Annotated in this window: 16 protein-coding genes and 1 riboswitch; of the genes, 5 read left to right on the top strand and 11 right to left on the bottom strand. The window is 60.4% G+C overall.

Annotation, left to right across the window (positions count from 1 at the left end; genetic code table 11):
- Positions 1–28: 28 nt before the first annotated feature.
- The 4 genes from ABUA09_RS12460 to ABUA09_RS12445 all read right to left on the bottom strand — a co-directional run bounded on the left by ABUA09_RS12460 (position 29) and on the right by ABUA09_RS12445 (position 3,177).
- Entirely contained in the window at positions 29–1,495 is a 1,467-nt protein-coding gene (locus ABUA09_RS12460) for a stalk domain-containing protein (protein ID WP_349949397.1), read from the bottom strand.
- A 444-nt stretch (positions 1,496–1,939) separates the two neighbouring features.
- Complete coding sequence (gene rpsI, locus ABUA09_RS12455) at positions 1,940–2,344, bottom strand: 30S ribosomal protein S9 (protein WP_033117904.1); 405 nt, start codon at positions 2,342–2,344, stop codon at positions 1,940–1,942.
- A gap of 15 nt (positions 2,345–2,359) precedes the next feature.
- Positions 2,360–2,791: a 50S ribosomal protein L13 gene (rplM, locus tag ABUA09_RS12450; protein ID WP_033117903.1), complete on the bottom strand. Its 432-nt coding sequence runs from the start codon at positions 2,789–2,791 to the stop codon at positions 2,360–2,362.
- Between the two features lie 191 nt (positions 2,792–2,982).
- On the bottom strand, positions 2,983–3,177 hold the full coding sequence (locus tag ABUA09_RS12445) for a hypothetical protein (RefSeq protein ID WP_075703416.1): 195 nt from the start codon (positions 3,175–3,177) through the stop codon (positions 2,983–2,985).
- Positions 3,178–3,328: 151 nt separating this feature from the next.
- On the opposite strand from ABUA09_RS12445, the gene ABUA09_RS12440 reads away from it, so the two are divergent.
- Complete coding sequence (locus ABUA09_RS12440) at positions 3,329–3,505, top strand: hypothetical protein (protein ID WP_165366633.1); 177 nt, start codon at positions 3,329–3,331, stop codon at positions 3,503–3,505.
- Positions 3,506–3,588: 83 nt separating this feature from the next.
- Complete coding sequence (locus ABUA09_RS12435; protein ID WP_075705391.1) at positions 3,589–4,356, top strand: tRNA lysidine(34) synthetase; 768 nt, start codon at positions 3,589–3,591, stop codon at positions 4,354–4,356.
- 64 nt (positions 4,357–4,420) lie between these two features.
- On the opposite strand, the gene ABUA09_RS12430 is transcribed toward ABUA09_RS12435, so the two are convergent.
- The 7 genes from ABUA09_RS12430 to ABUA09_RS12400 all read right to left on the bottom strand — a co-directional run bounded on the left by ABUA09_RS12430 (position 4,421) and on the right by ABUA09_RS12400 (position 11,145).
- Complete coding sequence (locus ABUA09_RS12430) at positions 4,421–4,642, bottom strand: hypothetical protein (protein ID WP_033117899.1); 222 nt, start codon at positions 4,640–4,642, stop codon at positions 4,421–4,423.
- Between the two features lie 69 nt (positions 4,643–4,711).
- Complete coding sequence (locus ABUA09_RS12425; protein WP_033117898.1) at positions 4,712–4,951, bottom strand: hypothetical protein; 240 nt, start codon at positions 4,949–4,951, stop codon at positions 4,712–4,714.
- Positions 4,952–5,176: 225 nt separating this feature from the next.
- The gene (gene htpG / locus ABUA09_RS12420; RefSeq protein ID WP_195614697.1) at positions 5,177–7,099 is read right to left on the bottom strand and encodes a molecular chaperone HtpG; all 1,923 of its coding nucleotides are present in this window, start codon (positions 7,097–7,099) and stop codon (positions 5,177–5,179) included.
- Positions 7,100–7,229: 130 nt separating this feature from the next.
- A complete protein-coding gene (locus ABUA09_RS12415) occupies positions 7,230–8,660 on the bottom strand; it encodes a MerR family transcriptional regulator (protein ID WP_349949396.1) in 1,431 nt (476 codons plus the stop codon).
- 113 nt (positions 8,661–8,773) lie between these two features.
- Entirely contained in the window at positions 8,774–9,349 is a 576-nt protein-coding gene (locus ABUA09_RS12410) for a GDSL-type esterase/lipase family protein (protein ID WP_052082697.1), read from the bottom strand.
- Between the two features lies 1 nt (position 9,350).
- Positions 9,351–10,298, bottom strand: a complete 948-nt coding sequence (locus ABUA09_RS12405; protein WP_033117896.1) for a transketolase family protein — start codon at positions 10,296–10,298, stop codon at positions 9,351–9,353.
- A 1-nt stretch (position 10,299) separates the two neighbouring features.
- A complete protein-coding gene (locus ABUA09_RS12400; RefSeq protein ID WP_033117895.1) occupies positions 10,300–11,145 on the bottom strand; it encodes a transketolase in 846 nt (281 codons plus the stop codon).
- 226 nt (positions 11,146–11,371) lie between these two features.
- Here ABUA09_RS12400 and ABUA09_RS12395 point away from each other — a divergent pair, with 226 nt between their 5' ends.
- The 3 genes from ABUA09_RS12395 (at position 11,372) to ABUA09_RS12385 (ending at position 14,323) form a co-directional block, all read left to right on the top strand.
- Positions 11,372–12,121, top strand: a complete 750-nt coding sequence (locus ABUA09_RS12395; RefSeq protein ID WP_052082696.1) for a DeoR/GlpR family DNA-binding transcription regulator — start codon at positions 11,372–11,374, stop codon at positions 12,119–12,121.
- Between the two features lie 265 nt (positions 12,122–12,386).
- Complete coding sequence (locus ABUA09_RS12390; protein ID WP_216522357.1) at positions 12,387–13,064, top strand: response regulator transcription factor; 678 nt, start codon at positions 12,387–12,389, stop codon at positions 13,062–13,064.
- Complete coding sequence (locus ABUA09_RS12385) at positions 13,061–14,323, top strand: sensor histidine kinase (protein ID WP_216522358.1); 1,263 nt, start codon at positions 13,061–13,063, stop codon at positions 14,321–14,323. The genes ABUA09_RS12390 and ABUA09_RS12385 overlap by 4 nt, the downstream gene beginning before the upstream one ends.
- A gap of 343 nt (positions 14,324–14,666) precedes the next feature.
- Positions 14,667–14,892, top strand: a riboswitch (cobalamin riboswitch).
- Positions 14,893–14,966: the final 74 nt, after the last annotated feature.

The raw sequence follows: 14,966 nt of genomic DNA, 5'->3' as shown, positions 1-14,966 counted from the left end.
GCGGACCGCATTTCAGTGTTTTATCGGGTCAGCCGCCCAGGGCGCCGGCGATCATGTGCTCATAAGGCACGACGGTGGCCCCGGCGGGGGGCTCGGTCTCAGGGGCCTGATCGCCGGCGGCATAGTCGCCGGTGATGTTGAGGGACAGATCCATCAGGGGGTCCATACCCATGGACACCGTGGCGGTCATGTGATTTTCGGCATCCATGCCGGCCTTCATGGCCGTGGTGGTGGTGATCTGCCCACCCTCACCGTCGTCAACAGAGGTGGAGCTGTCCATGGACAGCTCATACCCCACGACCTTGTCGGACTGCATGGTGAGCGTGAAGGAGAGGGTCACCTTGGTGCCGTCCTCCTCCAGGGCGTAGGTGGTGGTATAGTTGTCGCCGCTCTTCACGAAGGAGTCGTCCGCGAGCACCTTGGCCGCGCCGTTCACCAGCGCAGAGACAGTGGCGTAAGCGGTGTCCTTGTCGCTGAGGTCGGCGCTCTGGAGCGCGGTCTGGAGCAGGGCGGAGGCGTCCATGGTCTTGGAGGCGTCGATGAGGGCGGTGTAGTCCAGACCCATCTGGCCGTACATGGAGGCCATATCAAAGGAGTACCAAGTGTCGGCGGGGAGTCCCAGGGGCTCCAGGGCGCTGCCGCCCATGGTCAGATACATCACACCCTTTTCCATGTCGGCACGGATCTCCATATCCATGCCTTCGCTCTTCAGGGCATCCAGCAGGGCCTGATCCTCGGCGGTGAGCTCGGAAGCCTGACCGGCCACTTGGGACATGGCGTCCAGGAAGGCAGTCAGATCCATCTTCAGGTTCATGGCCGCGGCCATCTGAAGAGAGTCGGCGGTGGTGCCGTCCATAGAGCCCTGGAAAGAGAGGGGGCCAGCGCCAAACATGGTGGCGGAGCCGTCAAACTGGGCGCTGATGTCCCAGATGCCCTCCTGGAACTGCTGGTTGTACGCCAGATACTTCTCCATATAGGTGAACTGATGCTCAGCCAGCGCGGCGTCCAGAAGCTTCTCCGTATCCACGATCACAGCGGTCTGGTTGTCCTGATCCCAGCCCACCGCGCATCCGAAGGCCTGGGCGGCAAAGCGGACAGGCACGTAGGTGCGCCAAGTGGTGGAGTCCACATAGGGGGCCACATCCATGGTAATGGCGGTGCTGGCCCCACCCTCGGTGAGGGTGGCCTCGGTGGAACCGATGGTCATGGTCAGGGTCTTGCCGTCGCGGACGGCTGTGATGGTGTTGCCCTCGTTGCTGACTTCGGCACCCATGGCCTCGAACACGGCGCGGAAGGGGAGGAAGGTGCGGCCGTCCTGCGCGACGGGAACGGCGTCGGTAAAGGTGAGGGCCTCTCCGTTGAGCTGGACAGCGATACCGGAGGGAGCGGGAGAGATGAGCATGGTGTCGTCTTCGGCCGCTAGGGCGGAACCGCAGGCGCTGAGCACGGTCAGGGAGAGGGCCAGCGCCAGCGCACGGCTGGACATAGATTTCATGGTGAATTCCTCCAATCCTATATAAGTATTGACTTGATTATAATACGGGGATGTACAAGATACAAGAGTGAGAAATCTTAAATTTCTATAAAACGTGCTCGACATAGTCAGATGGGGAGGAAGGAACAAGAGAAAAAGGTGAAATGTTAAATTAAATAAGGTGACGTTACAAATTTTTTACAACCACATTACGATGAAATTACACTCTATTCACATTAGGTTCATCAACTTTACTTCACGGGATGTAAAATTGTTCCATAAGGTATGAGGATAAACACAAACCAAATTCCCACCGGTATGCTGTTTTCCTCCCCTTTTTCCCAACAGAACGCAGGTCTGCTTCGGTGGACCTGCATTCTTATTCTGCATACATGCTTATTCTGCATACATGAGGCGCAAACAAAATGCCGCCCGGTCGGGCGGCATTTTGAGGCTTGCGTAAAATCAGCGCTTGCTGAACTGAGGCGCACGACGGGCGGCTTTGAGGCCGTACTTCTTGCGCTCCTTCATACGAGGATCGCGGGTCAGGAAACCGGCGCTCTTCAGAGCGGGACGGTACTCCTCATTCATCTGCAGCAGGGCGCGGGCGATGCCATGGCGGATGGCGCCGGCCTGTCCAGTCACGCCGCCGCCGGTGACGGTGGCGACCACGTCCACCTTGCCCACATTCTCTGTGGTGACCAGGGGCTGACGGACCAGCAGCTTCAGGGTATCGAGGCCGAAGTAGTCGTCAATGTCGCGGCCGTTGATGGTGATGGCGCCGGTGCCGTTGGGGAAGAGGTGGACGCGGGCCACGGAGGACTTCCGGCGGCCAGTACCATAGTGGTAAGGCTTCTTGCTCTTATACATGTTCGAAATTCCTCCTTATTCCTGGGTCCAGGACTCGGGCTTCTGAGCAGCGTGCACATGCTCAGCGCCGCGGTAGATCTTCAGGCGGCTCAGGGAGTCCTTGGTGATGATGTTGCGGGGCATCATGCCGCGGATGGCCAACTTCATGGCCAGCTCGGGCTTGTCCTGCATCAGCAGGCGGTACTTGGTCTCATGCAGGCCGCCGGGGTAGCCGGAGTGAGTGCGGTAGTACTTCTGCTCCAGCTTCTTGCCGGTGAGGACGGCCTTCTCGGCGTTGATGATGATGACGAAATCGCCGCAATCGGCGTGCGGGGTGTACTCGGGCTTGTGCTTGCCACGCAGCAGGGTGGCAGCGGTGGCGGCAGTCTTACCCAGGGGCTTGCCCGCCGCGTCCAGAATGTACCACTTGCGGACGATGTTGCCCTTGTTGGCCATAAAAGTGGACATGGTCTAACCTCCAATTTGTACTTCTATGATAAATTTGGTCCAAACATGATTGACGCCCCACTCTTGCCGAGTGGAGCGTTTTGTATTATATCCCATGGGGCCCTAGGTGTCAACAGGTTTTCAGATGTTTTTTAATTTAGAATTTGAAATCTTATGTTTTCGCAGAAATACTCTTGAATACTGCGGAATACTCAATTCTGTTTTTCAATTTTATCCGATGCGCTCTCGCCCAGACAGTATTCGATCATGCTGATGACCACGTTATTGAAGCTGGTGTCGTTTCCTTTGGTCAGGGCCTCTACCTGGTCGGCGAGCGCCTCAGAGATGTAGAGCGTCTTGTAGACGGCCTGCACCTTCTTTTTTGTCGGCTTCGGCTGAAACGGCATAGAATCGCTCCCTTATGATTCTATTCTATGCAACAAATATATTTTAATATAAACCAGATATTTCTGGTGTAAATAAAAAGGAAATATGACAGACCATTTTTGACAGCATCTGACACGGTCCTGGGGTTAATCTGAAATGGGGGAAGAGCGCGTGAAAAAAATCTTGAAAATACTGCTGATTCTGGCTGCCGCGCTCCTGCTCCACCTTCTGGGGGGGAGCGCGGGCCTGTTCCGGGCCGTGGGGACCCAGGGGCAGGCCGCCGTCCGGGTGTGCATCTGGAGCGGGGCCGGTTTTTTCTGGGTGTCGATCCTGCGCGGCGGAGGATAATGGGGATTCCAGACGAAGGAAAAATATGATAGAATGCTGTCCAGGCAGAGTAAAAAATGCGCTGAGACAGGAATGATATCATGATGAACCAAATTTTGAGCTATGTCCGCCGGTGTGTGGAGGACTACGATATGATCCAGGCCGGGGACCGGGTCGCCGTGGGGGTGTCGGGGGGAAAGGATTCCCTCACCCTCCTGGTGGCGCTGGCCCGGCTGTCCGTTTTCTACCCCAAGCCCTTCACCGTGGAGGCGTTCACGCTGGACATGGGCCATGTGGACGGGGGCGCCGGGATGGACTTTTCCCATGTGGCGGAGTTGTGCGGGGAATTGGGCGTGCCCTATACCCTGCTCCACTCAGAGATCCACCACATCATATTTGACCTCCGCAAAGAGAAAAATCCCTGCTCCATGTGCGCTAAAATGCGCCGGGGCGCGCTCCACAACGCCATCCGGGAGAGAGGGATCACCAAGATCGCCCTGGGCCACCATTTTGACGACGCAGTGGAGACCTTTTTCCTCTCTCTCTTTTATGAGGGACGCATCTCCTGCTTCCAGCCCGTGACCTATCTGGACCGAATGGGCATCACGCAGATCCGGCCCATGCTTTACTGCGGAGAGTGGATGCTCCGCAAAGCGGCGGAGCGGGAGCATCTGCCCGTGGTGTTCAATCCCTGTCCCGCCGACGGCTACACCAAGCGGCAGGAGGTCAAGGAGCTGATCCACAGCCTGTCAAAGGAGTACCCGGACCTGCGGGAAAAGGTCTTTTCGGCCATGCAGCGTCTGCCCCTGCCCGCCTGGGAGCCGCAGGATCACCGGCGGCGGCCGCTGGCGGACGATGGGAGAGAGGAATAAAAAATGGACGTCTGCCCCGGTGGGCAGGCGTCCGTTTTTATCTGTGGAGAAGCGCGGCGCCGGGTCAAGCCTTGCGGCAGGTGAGCTGATGGATGACATAAGGCGACTCTGTGACCACATTCACCGGCTTGGAAAAATCCAGGGTGAAGAGGCCGATAAAAGACTTGGCGTCCACCATGATGGCGTTATCGGGAGAGTGGAGGAACACGTCCTCGTCGGCCGCACAGGCCAGGCGCTGTATGGCGCGGATCTCCTCAATAGACTCAAACTGCACCGGAATGACCATGGAGCATGGCCTCCTTTCAAAATCAAGATGACCGGCGTGAACCGCCGGACGGCTGAGGGGCGGAAGACGTTACCGCACAGCGGCTTTCCTGCGGCTGGCGATCTCCAGCTGACGGATCACATATACGGAATCGGTAACGACCTCCACCGGCTTGGAAAAATCCAGCGTAAAAAGGCCCAGGAAGGACTTGGCGTCCACCAGAATATTGCTCTGGGGAGCGCGGAGCAGCACCTGCTCATCCACCGTCTGCGCCATGCGCTGCAGTCCTGCAATCTCAGCAATGGAATCAAACTTTGTCTCAATGACCATATAGGGCACCTCCTTGTGACACGCTGAGTATAACACGGGGGGCATGGGGGCGCAATGGGCAGGATAACTAAAGTTAGAAATAAGAAATGCTTTCGTTTGAAGCTATTTTTGGTGTGCAAAGTAAATTATACAGAAAACAAATTGGTAGCACCATTTATTTTGTGCAAATTGATAAAAGTCCCCGGGGCGGTAATAGGCCGCCCTGGGGACCCGGGTAACATTCTTTTATTGCATCAGAGAACAGACCAGCTCCGTATAAGCGGCGGGGTCTTCCAGTGGGAGTCCGGCGATAAGAAGGGCCTGATCATAGAGAAGCTCGGCATAGGTCCTGGCCCGCTCCTTGTCCCCCTCCAGAGCGGCGCGGAGGGCGGCAAAGGCGCCGGAGTCGGGGTTGAGCTCCAGTACCCGGCCTGCCTTCATCTCCTTGGCGGCCTGGGGATCCACACGCTGGAAATACTTCTCCATTTCCAGGGATACGGGGCCGTCGGCGCTCATGCAGACGGGGGCGGACTTGAGGATCTTGGAGATGCGGACCTCCTTGATCCTCTCGCCCAGGGTCTCCTTGACGAAGTCCAGCACATCCTTGTTTTCCTCGGCCTTTTTTTCGGCCTGGGCCTTCTCTTCGTCGCTCTCAGGGAGGGCGTCGTCGTCGCAGACGTTCTTGAAGGGCTTGCCGTCCCACTCGGAGAGGGTGTTCATGACAAACTCGTCCACCTCGTCAGTGAGGTAGAGGATCTCATACCCCTTGTCCAGCACGCGCTCGGCCTGAGGTAGCTTGGCGGCCTTCTCCACGCTCTCGGCGCAGAGGAAGTAGATGGATGGCTGGTCCTCCGCCATGCGCGCTGCGTACTCGGCCAGGGAGGTATTCTTGCCCTCGCGGGAGGACCAGAAGAGGAGCAGATCCTTGAGCATATCCTTATGGGCGCCGTAGTCGGAGACCACGCCGTACTTGAGCTGACGGCCGAAGGCGGAATAGAACTGCTCATATTTTTCACGGTCGTCTTTCTGGAGCTTCAGAAGTTCGGCCTTCACTTTCTTCTCCAGGTTGCCGGAGATGACCTGGAGGACCCGGGTATGCTGGAGCATCTCACGGGAGATGTTGAGGGAGAGGTCGGGGGAGTCCACCACGCCCCGGATGAAACTGAAGTGGTCGGGGACCAGGTCGGCGCACCGGTCCATGATGAGCACGCCGGAGGAGTAGAGCTGGAGGCCCTTTTCATAGTCGCGGCTGTAGTAGTTGAAGGGTGCGTGAGCGGGAATGAACAGGAGGGCCTTGTACTCCACCTGTCCCTCGGCGGACACGTGGACGACCGCCAGGGGGTCTTCCCAGTCGCCGAACTTCTCCTTATAAAACGTGTTGTACTCCTCGGTCGTCACCTCGCTCTTGGGGCGCTGCCACAGGGGCACCATGGAATTGAGGGTCTCCCACTCCTTCACCGTCTCATACTCGGGCTTGTAATCCTCCCCGGCATCCTCCGGCTTGGGCTTCATGTGGGAATGCTCCATCTCCATGACGATGGGGTAGTGGATATAGTCGGAATACTTTTTTACCAAGCTGTCCAGCCGGTACTGCTGGAGGTACTGGTCGTAGTCATCGTCCTCGGTGTCGGGCTTGATGTGGAGGATCACGTCGGTACCGGCAGCCTCCCGCTCGCAGAGGGTCATGGTGTAGCCGTCGGCCCCGGCGGATTCCCACTTCCAGGCCTCGTCGCTGCCGTAGGCTCTGGAGATCACCGTCACCTGGTCGGCCACCATGAAGGCGGAGTAGAAGCCCACGCCGAACTGGCCGATGATGTCGGCCACGTCCTGGTTTTCCCCCTCCTTGGCGGCCATCTCCTGCTTGAACTGGAGAGAGCCGCTGCGGGCGATGGTGCCCAAATTCTGCTCCATCTCGTCCCGGGTCATGCCGATGCCGTTGTCACAGACGGTGAGGGTGCGCGCGTCCCGGTCCGGGATCAGGGTGATCTTGAAGTCGGAGCGGGAGAGTCCCACCTGATCGTCGGTGAGGGACCGGTAGGCCAGCTTGTCCACCGCGTCGCTGGCGTTGGAGATGAGCTCCCGGAGGAAAATCTCCTTGTGGGTATAGATGGAGTTGATCATCAGATCCAAAAGCCGCTTGGATTCCGCCTTGAACTGTTTCTTTGCCATAAGTCAAGCCTCCGTATGAAAAAGATAAGAGAATAAAAAACGATAGTTTAGCACTCTTTCTCTTGGAGTGCTAAACTATCATAATCCTTCGTATAGAAAATTGCAAGAGGGTTCAAGAATTGTTTACAAATTATCCCGCTGCGGTGATGGAGAAGGTCTGGCGGAAGGTCTGCGTCTGCCCCTCGATGGGAAGCAGGTAGTGCTCGCCGACCGCCTCATAGCCGCTGTAGTCCACCCGGTTGGTGATGGTGAGACCGTATCTGGTGAAGGAGAAATCCTCAAAGCTTCCGCCGAACTGGGACGTTGTATCACGGCTGGCAAAATACCAGTTGTGAAGCCCCACTTCGGGCTGAGCGGGCAGGAGGGCGAGCAGGGAGAACAGTGCCAGGCTGTCGTTGGAGTTCAGAAAGGAGGGCGCGGCGCTGGTGGTAAAGGACACGCCGGTGACCACGCCGTCCTCCAGCGTGTACTGAAGGGCGGGAGGGGGATCGGACAGGCCGATGGAATAGGTGCCTGCCGGCGCGACCTTCACCCAGCCGCCGTCAGCGTCCAGCACGTAGGTCTCAGCCCCGCCGTACCGGCGCAGGGCGGCGTTGTAGTTTCGGGAGAACTCCGCTACGGTCAGGGGGTGGCGTACCGGCGGGACCAGGACATGGAGGCCCAGCAGCAGGGATACGGCCAGAAGGGCGGCCTCCGCGCCCAGAAAACCCACCCACCGCACCGGGCGCAGGTCCCGGATGGTGTAAGCGCACGTCTCTTCCCAGAGGAGGACTTCGCCCTCCTCAAGGGCACGCATGCTTTTATAATTGCGGTAGAGCGCATAAAAGGGGATGCCCCAGCCCTCGCCCCGCCCAAATAGGGCGGACAGCCGCCCAAAGGCCTGGGAAAAGGTGAGCTTGCCCCCGTCGGCGTTCCGGACGGCCAGACCGAAAAGCCACTTGCCCGGGGTAAATCCCCAGGTGCTCAGCAGCAGAGGCTCCAACAGGAATTGAACGCCCCAGGTAAGATAGGCCATCAGCAGGTCCCACATCAGCCCGTCTCCCGCAGTGGTCCGAAAACCCAGGGCCAGCACGGCGTCCAGCAGCAGGCGGCACAGGCTGAAGTCCAGCGAGCGGGCAAAGAAGCGCCGCCAGGGGTGGTTGACGGTAGGGAGGGCGTCCCGTTCCACGCTTTGGAACCGGACACCGCCCTGCTCCAGCCGGACCATTTCCTCCAAATATTTTCCCGCATTCAGATCCCGGTACTGGACCCCGTCGGCCTCCATGGTGCGGCACAGGGCGCGGGCCGCATCCAGGTCGTCGGCCTGGCGCTGGAGACGGGCTTCCTGCTGCCGGAGGGCGGCGGGCAGGTCCAGCGCGCCCGTCTGCATGGCCCTGATGTCCTCCAGGGAGAACTGGAGCTGGCGGAGGAGCTTGATCCGGCGCAGGATGTCCAGATCGGACCCGGTATAGTCCCGGTAGCCGTTTTCACTGCGGGCGGGGGAGAGCAGCCCCTCTTTTTCATAAAAACGGATGTTGGCCCGGGTCATGCCCAGAGCCGTTTCCAACTGGCCGATGTTCATGGATACACCTCCTGACAGGCTCAGTATAAAGGGTGAAGGGGGTTTACAGTCAAGCCTTTTTCGTAAAAAAGCAGCAAAAACCCGGGCGCCACAGCAGAGGCGCCCGGGTTTTCTCAGAGATGGATGGGCGGCAGGGCGGCGCACAGGGCGTCCGCCATCAGGCGGTGCCCCTCCCGGTTGGGGTGGAGGCCGTCCAGATACAGCCGCATGCCCTCCGGCGGCGCAAAGGCCGGCAGGGAGAAGTCCACGGTCTGTATGCGGAAGATCCCGGCAAAGCGGAGCAGCCAGTCCCGGTAGGCACGGAACACCGGCTCCAGCGCGAAGAAATCCGTCAGCTCGGTCCAGGGGGGTGGGACCAGGGCGGGAGAAAGGGGGATGGGCAGGCCCAGCATAGGGCGGATGCCAGCGGCGACCGACTGGTGGACCAGGGCGCCGAGATCAGCCCTGGCCCGCAGGTCGCTGCCGGTGAGAAAGATATCGTTGGCGCCGCCCATGATGAGCACACGGTCCGGCCTCTCATTCAGCACATCCCGGCCAAAACGGGAGAGCATACCGCCCGCCGTGTCGCCGGTGATCCCCCGGTTCACCAGCGTATGGCCCGTCCGCTCCGCGCACAGGCTGACCCAGCAGTCCCTTCGGGGGACGCCGTAGCCATAGGTCAGGCTGTCCCCAAGGCAGACCAGCTTCATGTTACCGCTTCAGCGCCAGGGCGGCCCGGACCTTCTCCACGATGCCCACGGCGGTGAGGCCATAGGCCTCTAGGACCTCGGCGGCCTTGCCCGAACGACCGAACTCATCGTTCACGCCGTGGCGCACCACCGGCACCGGGTACACGCCGGCGAGATAGTCGGCCACGGCGGAGCCGAGACCGCCGATGATATTGTGCTCCTCCGTGGTGACAATGGCTCCGGTCTCCTTGGCGGCCTTGAGGACCAGGGCCTCGTCCAACGGCTTGACGGTGTGCATATCGATGACGCGGGCGTCCACCCCTTCGCCTTTCAGGAGGTCGGCGGCCTTCAGGGCCTCCTGGACCATACCGCCCACGGCGACGATGGTCACGTCGCCGCCGTCCCGAAGCACCGCGCCCTCGCCCAACTTGAAGGCGTAGCCGGGCAGGGAGGAGGTGACATCCTCCACGGCGGCCCGGCCAAGACGCAGGTAGGCGGGACCGTCATACTCCACCAGGGCCTGGACGGCCTGACGCATCTCATTGGCGTCGCAAGGGCAGCAGACCACCATACCGGGGATGCTCCGCATGGTGGCGAAGTCCTCGCAGCACTGGTGGGTGGCGCCGTCCTCTCCTACGGAGAGCCCTCCGTGAGACCCCACCACCTTTACATTCAGATGGGGATAGGCGATGGAATTGCGGACCTGCTCGAAGGCCCGCCCGGCGGCAAACATGGCGAAGGTGGAGGCAAAAGGCTTCTTGCCGCAGGTGGCGAGGCCCGCCGCCACGCCCATCATGTTGGCCTCGGCAATGCCCATGTTGAGGAAGCGCGCGGGGTAGGTCTGGGAAAATTTCTTGGTCATGGTGGCACTGGACAGATCGGCGTCCAGGACGACCAGCTCGGGGTGCGCTGCAGCAAGCTCCACAATGGCGTCGCCATAGGCGGCGCGGGTCGCGATCTTATCAGCCATGTCAGTTCGCCTCCAATTCCGCCAGGGCGCGCTCCAGCTCCGCCTTGGCGATCTCATACTGCTCGTCGTTGGGGGCCTTTCCGTGCCATCCCGCGTTGTTCTCCATGTAGGACACGCCCTTGCCCTTGATCGTGCGAGCCAGGATCACGGTGGGCTTGTCCTTACAGGCGGCTGCCTGCTCCAGCGCGGCGGCGATGGCGGCATAGTCGTGGCCGTCCACGTGGAGGACGTTCCAGTTGAAGGCCTCAAACTTTTTGTCCAGCGGCTCGGAGGGCATGACGTCGGCAGTGCTGCCGTCGATCTGGAGGCCGTTTACATCCACGATGGCGCACAGGTGATCCAGATGGTATTTGGCCGCGGACATGGCCGCTTCCCACACCTGGCCCTCCTCGATCTCGCCGTCGCCGAGGATGGCGTAGACCCGGTAATTCCTGTCGTCCATCTTGCCGGCGAGGGCCATGCCGACGGCGGCGGAGATCCCCTGCCCCAGGGAGCCGGTGGACATGTCCACGCCGGGAACGTGCTTCATGTCCGGATGGCCGGAATAGTGGTCCTTGATAGAGCGGAAGAGCTTGCAGTCCTCTACAGGAAAGTAGCCCTTCAGGGCCAGCACCGCGTAGAGAGCGGGCGTGCAGTGGCCCTTGGAGAGGACCAGACGGTCCCGATCCGGGTCCTTCGGGTCCTTGGGGTCTACCCGCATCGTATGGAAATACAGGGTCGTCAGCAGGTCCATCACGGACAGGGAGCCGCCGATATGGCCGGAAGCCGCGGTGTGGACCATATCCATTGCCAGCAGGCGGGCGCGGGCCGCGGTCACGGCCAACGCATGGGCGCAGGTCTGTTCCAAGCAGGATCATCCTTTCCACGTTGCAAAAATAGGGGATCGCTGCCCGAAAAGGAAACCTGAGGGCCGCGGTCCTATCACTGCCCCATTATACCCCCGGCCCCCGGGCGACGCAAGAGAATTCTTTCGTTTGAATGTACTTTTGCTTGCGTTTTCCGGAGATATGCGCTATGATACTCTTTAAGAGAAAACACGCCACATTTCATACGGCGGGATGGAGGCTTTCGCATTGTTCAATCAAAGGCAGTTGGAAATCATCGATCTGCTGCAGACGGAGGACAAGGTCAGCGTCAGTGAGCTCACCCAGCGGTTCGGGGTATCGCTGGTGACGGTGCGGCAGGATTTGAAAAAGCTGGAGGACCAGGGTGTTCTCAAGCGGACCCACGGCGGGGCGATCCCCGTGGACAACGGATACGACACCTCCACCCGGATGTGGAACAACTACGAGCAGAAGCTCCGCATCGCCCAGCGGGCGGCCTCCATGGTCAGTGACGGGGAGACTGTCATTGTGGAGACCGGTTCCACCTGTTCCTTGCTGGCCAGGGAGCTGGCCTCCAAGCGGGGGGTCACGGTCATCACCAATTCGGTATTTCTCTGCAACTTCGTAAGGCGGTGCCCCGCGCTGGACGTGGTACTGCTGGGCGGCTCCTTTCAGCACGACGCCGAGGCCAATGTGGGCCCCCTGACCAAGCTGGGCCTGGCCCAGTTCTCGGTGGACAAGTGCTTCATCGGAGCCGATGCCATCAGCGAGGATAAGGGGGTCTCCACCATCAATCTGTTCCGGGCTGAGGTGGCCCGGGCCATGGCCAAGTCGGCCAAAAAGATGATCGTTTTGGCAACCTCCGATAAGGTGGGGGCCAGCGCGGTGGCGTCCAGCTTCCCCCTGGCCTCGGTCCACACTGTGATTACGGACAAGGATCTGAGCCGGGAGGGCAGGTCCCTGCTGGACGGCGCGGGCGTGGAGGTCATCACTGTCTGAGCGCGCGGAGGCGCTTACCGAGAGGCTGAGGCCCCCGGCCACGTCTGTGGCCGGGGGCCTTTTGCGGTGGGAAAGAGCGTAGATCCTCTTCCCGCCCACGCACGCGGGAAGGTGCGCGCCCGAACGCCGGACGGCCGGGAGACACGATGGGAGGAGAGAAAAGGGTGCGGCACAATGAAAGTTCAGAACGCTGCCTCCACTTTTCAGACAAATTTCAGCTTTGGGGCGTAGACTGAGAACCAAACCTGAAAAGGAGTGGTACGACATGCGGGTACTGATTGTAGAGGACGAGGTGCGCCTGGCCGAGGCGCTGGGGCAGATCATGGCGGAGCACCGTTATTTGGCCGATCTGGTGTATACCGGACCGGACGGACTGGAGTATGGACTAACCAACCAGTACGACGTCATCGTGCTGGACGTGATGCTCCCCGGCATGGATGGGCTGGCGGTGGCCCGGGGACTGCGGGAGGCCAAAGTGTCCACCCCCATCCTCATGCTTACCGCCCGGGACGAGGTCCCGGACAAAGTGGCGGGCCTGGACCATGGGGCCGACGACTACATGACCAAGCCCTTTGCCACGGAGGAGCTGCTGGCGCGGATCCGGGCGCTGGCCCGGCGGCAGGGGGAGGTCCGGACGGAGCTGCTCACCTACGCCGACCTCACCCTCAACCTCTCCACCCGCTGCCTCCGGTGCGGAGAGCGCGAGGTGAGGCTGGGCTTCAAGGAATTTGAGGTGCTGCGCCTCCTGATCGCCTATCCCAAGATGGTGGTCCCCAAGGAGGAGATCATTCTCAAGGTCTGGGGGGCGGACAGCAATGCCGAGGACAACAATGTGGAGGTCTATGTCTCCTTCCTGCGGAAAAAGCTTCTGTTTTTGGAGTCCGGCGTCACCATCCGTACGGTGCGGAAGGTGGGCTACTTTTTGGAAGTGGAAGAACCATGATCAAGCGCCTGCGCAAAAAATTTATTCTCACCAATATGCTCCTGGTCGCCCTGGTGCTCATCATCGTCTTTGGCGCGCTGGTGGGCTACAATTACCAGCGTCTGGTCCGGCAGAGCGAGGAGGCTATGCGCACGGCCCTGAAGTGGAGCGACGACGCGCCGCCCCCTGTGTTCCAGTTCGGCGCGTCTCACGAGGAGGAAATGGAGGAACAGGGCGAGGAACGCCGGTTCACGATGGTGCCGGTCTTTGTGGTCCTGCTGGACGAGGACGGCGGTCCCGCCCAGGTTACCGGCGGCAATAATGTGGAGGTATCCGACCAGGTGGTGGCCCAGGCCGTGGCCGCAGCCACGGAGGAGAGCGGCGCCATATCGGGGCTGAACCTGCGCTATCTGCAGGACACGGACCGGGAGGGGAACAGCCGGATCGCCTTTGCCGATATGGGCTGGGAGACCGACTCACTGTGGCCGCTGATCCGCTCCTCGCTGCTGGTGGGGGCGCTGGCCCTGGGCGGTTTCTTCGTCATCTCGCTGATGCTCTCCGGACTGGCCCTCAAGCCGGCGGAGGAGGCGTGGGAGCAGCAGCGCCGCTTTGTGGCGGACGCCTCTCATGAGCTCAAGACTCCACTCACCGTCATACTCACCAATACCGGCATCCTCCTCGCCCACAGCGGGGACACCATCGCACAGCAGCAGAAATGGGTGGAGTATATCGGGGACGAGGCGCAGCGGATGCGCGCCCTGGTGGAGGACCTCCTCTTCTTGGCCAAGAGCGACGCCGGAAAGGAGACTGCTCCGGTCACCGCGCCTGTGGATGTTTCAGAGCTCACCTGGAGCGCGTTGCTTCCCTTTGAGCCGGTGGCCTTCGAGCAGGGCGTGGAGATGGAGAGCGAGATTGCCGACCAGCTCACTGTCCAGGGCAATGCAGACCAGCTCCGCCGGCTGGTGGCCATCCTGCTGGATAACGCTGTAAAATATGCCGGAAACGGCGGCCGGGTCAAGCTCGTCCTCTCACGCCCGGAGCGGGGCGGCGTCTGCCTGGCGGTCCACAATACCGGACCGGCTATCCCGCCGGAGCATCTGCCCCACCTGTTTGAACGGTTTTACCGCGCCGATGACTCCAGGGCCAGGACTTCCGGCGGTTATGGCCTCGGCCTCGCCATCGCAAAGCGCATCGTGGACGGGCACGGCGGCTCCATCGCCGTGTCCAGCGGGGAGGACGCCGGCACGGACTTCACGGTGAGACTGCCGCATAGTCAATAGACACGCCCTGAAAGCCAAGGGGAAGATTCACACATTGTTCACGCATCCTTCAAAGATTGTCCATTCATTTTCGGGAAAGCTGTGGTATCCTTATCAGCGTAGACAGGAAAGCAAACAATCATTGCCGTACCATCTATCTCAAACCTCCTCTCTCTTTCTCAACACCAACGAAACGCGGCGGCGCATTTTGGGGCGCCGCCGCGTTTCGTTGGTGCCGCACGGGCGGGGCGGAAACGTGCAATTGACATTTCGGCGGCGGAATAGTATTCTATAAGGGACCGGAATACACAGGGGAACGCCTCTCGGCTCTGCACGAGCCATGGGGGCACCGTGAAATACAAAATTGAATACTGCTTTGAGTGGCCCGCACGAGGGGCTGCCGCAGCCTTGCGGCGTGTATCGTGTGGGATGAAAAGGGAACCCGGTGAAAATCCGGGACGGACGCCGCCGCTGTAAGGGTACGTTCGGCCAGTGACGAAAGTCAGCCATTGTATCGGATCGGATACGATAAGGCGGGCCGATGAGAAGTGTACCTAAGTCAGAAGACCTGCTTGAAGTATATCCTCCACCGTGCGTGAAGTGGATCAGGGATAGACTGCGACAGGACGACACAGGAAAACGGCTGTGGCGCGGGGGTTTGCCC

Origin of the sequence: Intestinimonas sp. RTP31139st1_F5_RTP31139_211217 (assembly GCF_040226735.1) — a bacterium.
Lineage (GTDB): Bacteria > Bacillota > Clostridia > Oscillospirales > Oscillospiraceae > Intestinimonas > Intestinimonas butyriciproducens.
This window is presented reverse-complemented; position numbering and strand designations above follow the sequence as displayed.

What these genes read in the sequence shown, in the direction of transcription:
- ABUA09_RS12460 (WP_349949397.1), bottom strand. Translation starts at nt 1,495, where the DNA reads ATGAAATCTATGTCCAGCCGTGCGCTGGCGCTGGCCCTCTCCCTGACC.
- rpsI (WP_033117904.1), bottom strand. Translation starts at nt 2,344, where the DNA reads ATGTATAAGAGCAAGAAGCCTTACCACTATGGTACTGGCCGCCGGAAG.
- rplM (WP_033117903.1), bottom strand. Translation starts at nt 2,791, where the DNA reads ATGTCCACTTTTATGGCCAACAAGGGCAACATCGTCCGCAAGTGGTAC.
- ABUA09_RS12445 (WP_075703416.1), bottom strand. Translation starts at nt 3,177, where the DNA reads ATGCCGTTTCAGCCGAAGCCGACAAAAAAGAAGGTGCAGGCCGTCTAC.
- ABUA09_RS12435 (WP_075705391.1), top strand. Translation starts at nt 3,589, where the DNA reads ATGAACCAAATTTTGAGCTATGTCCGCCGGTGTGTGGAGGACTACGAT.
- ABUA09_RS12430 (WP_033117899.1), bottom strand. Translation starts at nt 4,642, where the DNA reads ATGGTCATTCCGGTGCAGTTTGAGTCTATTGAGGAGATCCGCGCCATA.
- ABUA09_RS12425 (WP_033117898.1), bottom strand. Translation starts at nt 4,951, where the DNA reads ATGGTCATTGAGACAAAGTTTGATTCCATTGCTGAGATTGCAGGACTG.
- htpG (WP_195614697.1), bottom strand. Translation starts at nt 7,099, where the DNA reads ATGGCAAAGAAACAGTTCAAGGCGGAATCCAAGCGGCTTTTGGATCTG.
- ABUA09_RS12415 (WP_349949396.1), bottom strand. Translation starts at nt 8,660, where the DNA reads ATGAACATCGGCCAGTTGGAAACGGCTCTGGGCATGACCCGGGCCAAC.
- ABUA09_RS12410 (WP_052082697.1), bottom strand. Translation starts at nt 9,349, where the DNA reads ATGAAGCTGGTCTGCCTTGGGGACAGCCTGACCTATGGCTACGGCGTC.
- ABUA09_RS12405 (WP_033117896.1), bottom strand. Translation starts at nt 10,298, where the DNA reads ATGGCTGATAAGATCGCGACCCGCGCCGCCTATGGCGACGCCATTGTG.
- ABUA09_RS12390 (WP_216522357.1), top strand. Translation starts at nt 12,387, where the DNA reads ATGCGGGTACTGATTGTAGAGGACGAGGTGCGCCTGGCCGAGGCGCTG.
- ABUA09_RS12385 (WP_216522358.1), top strand. Translation starts at nt 13,061, where the DNA reads ATGATCAAGCGCCTGCGCAAAAAATTTATTCTCACCAATATGCTCCTG.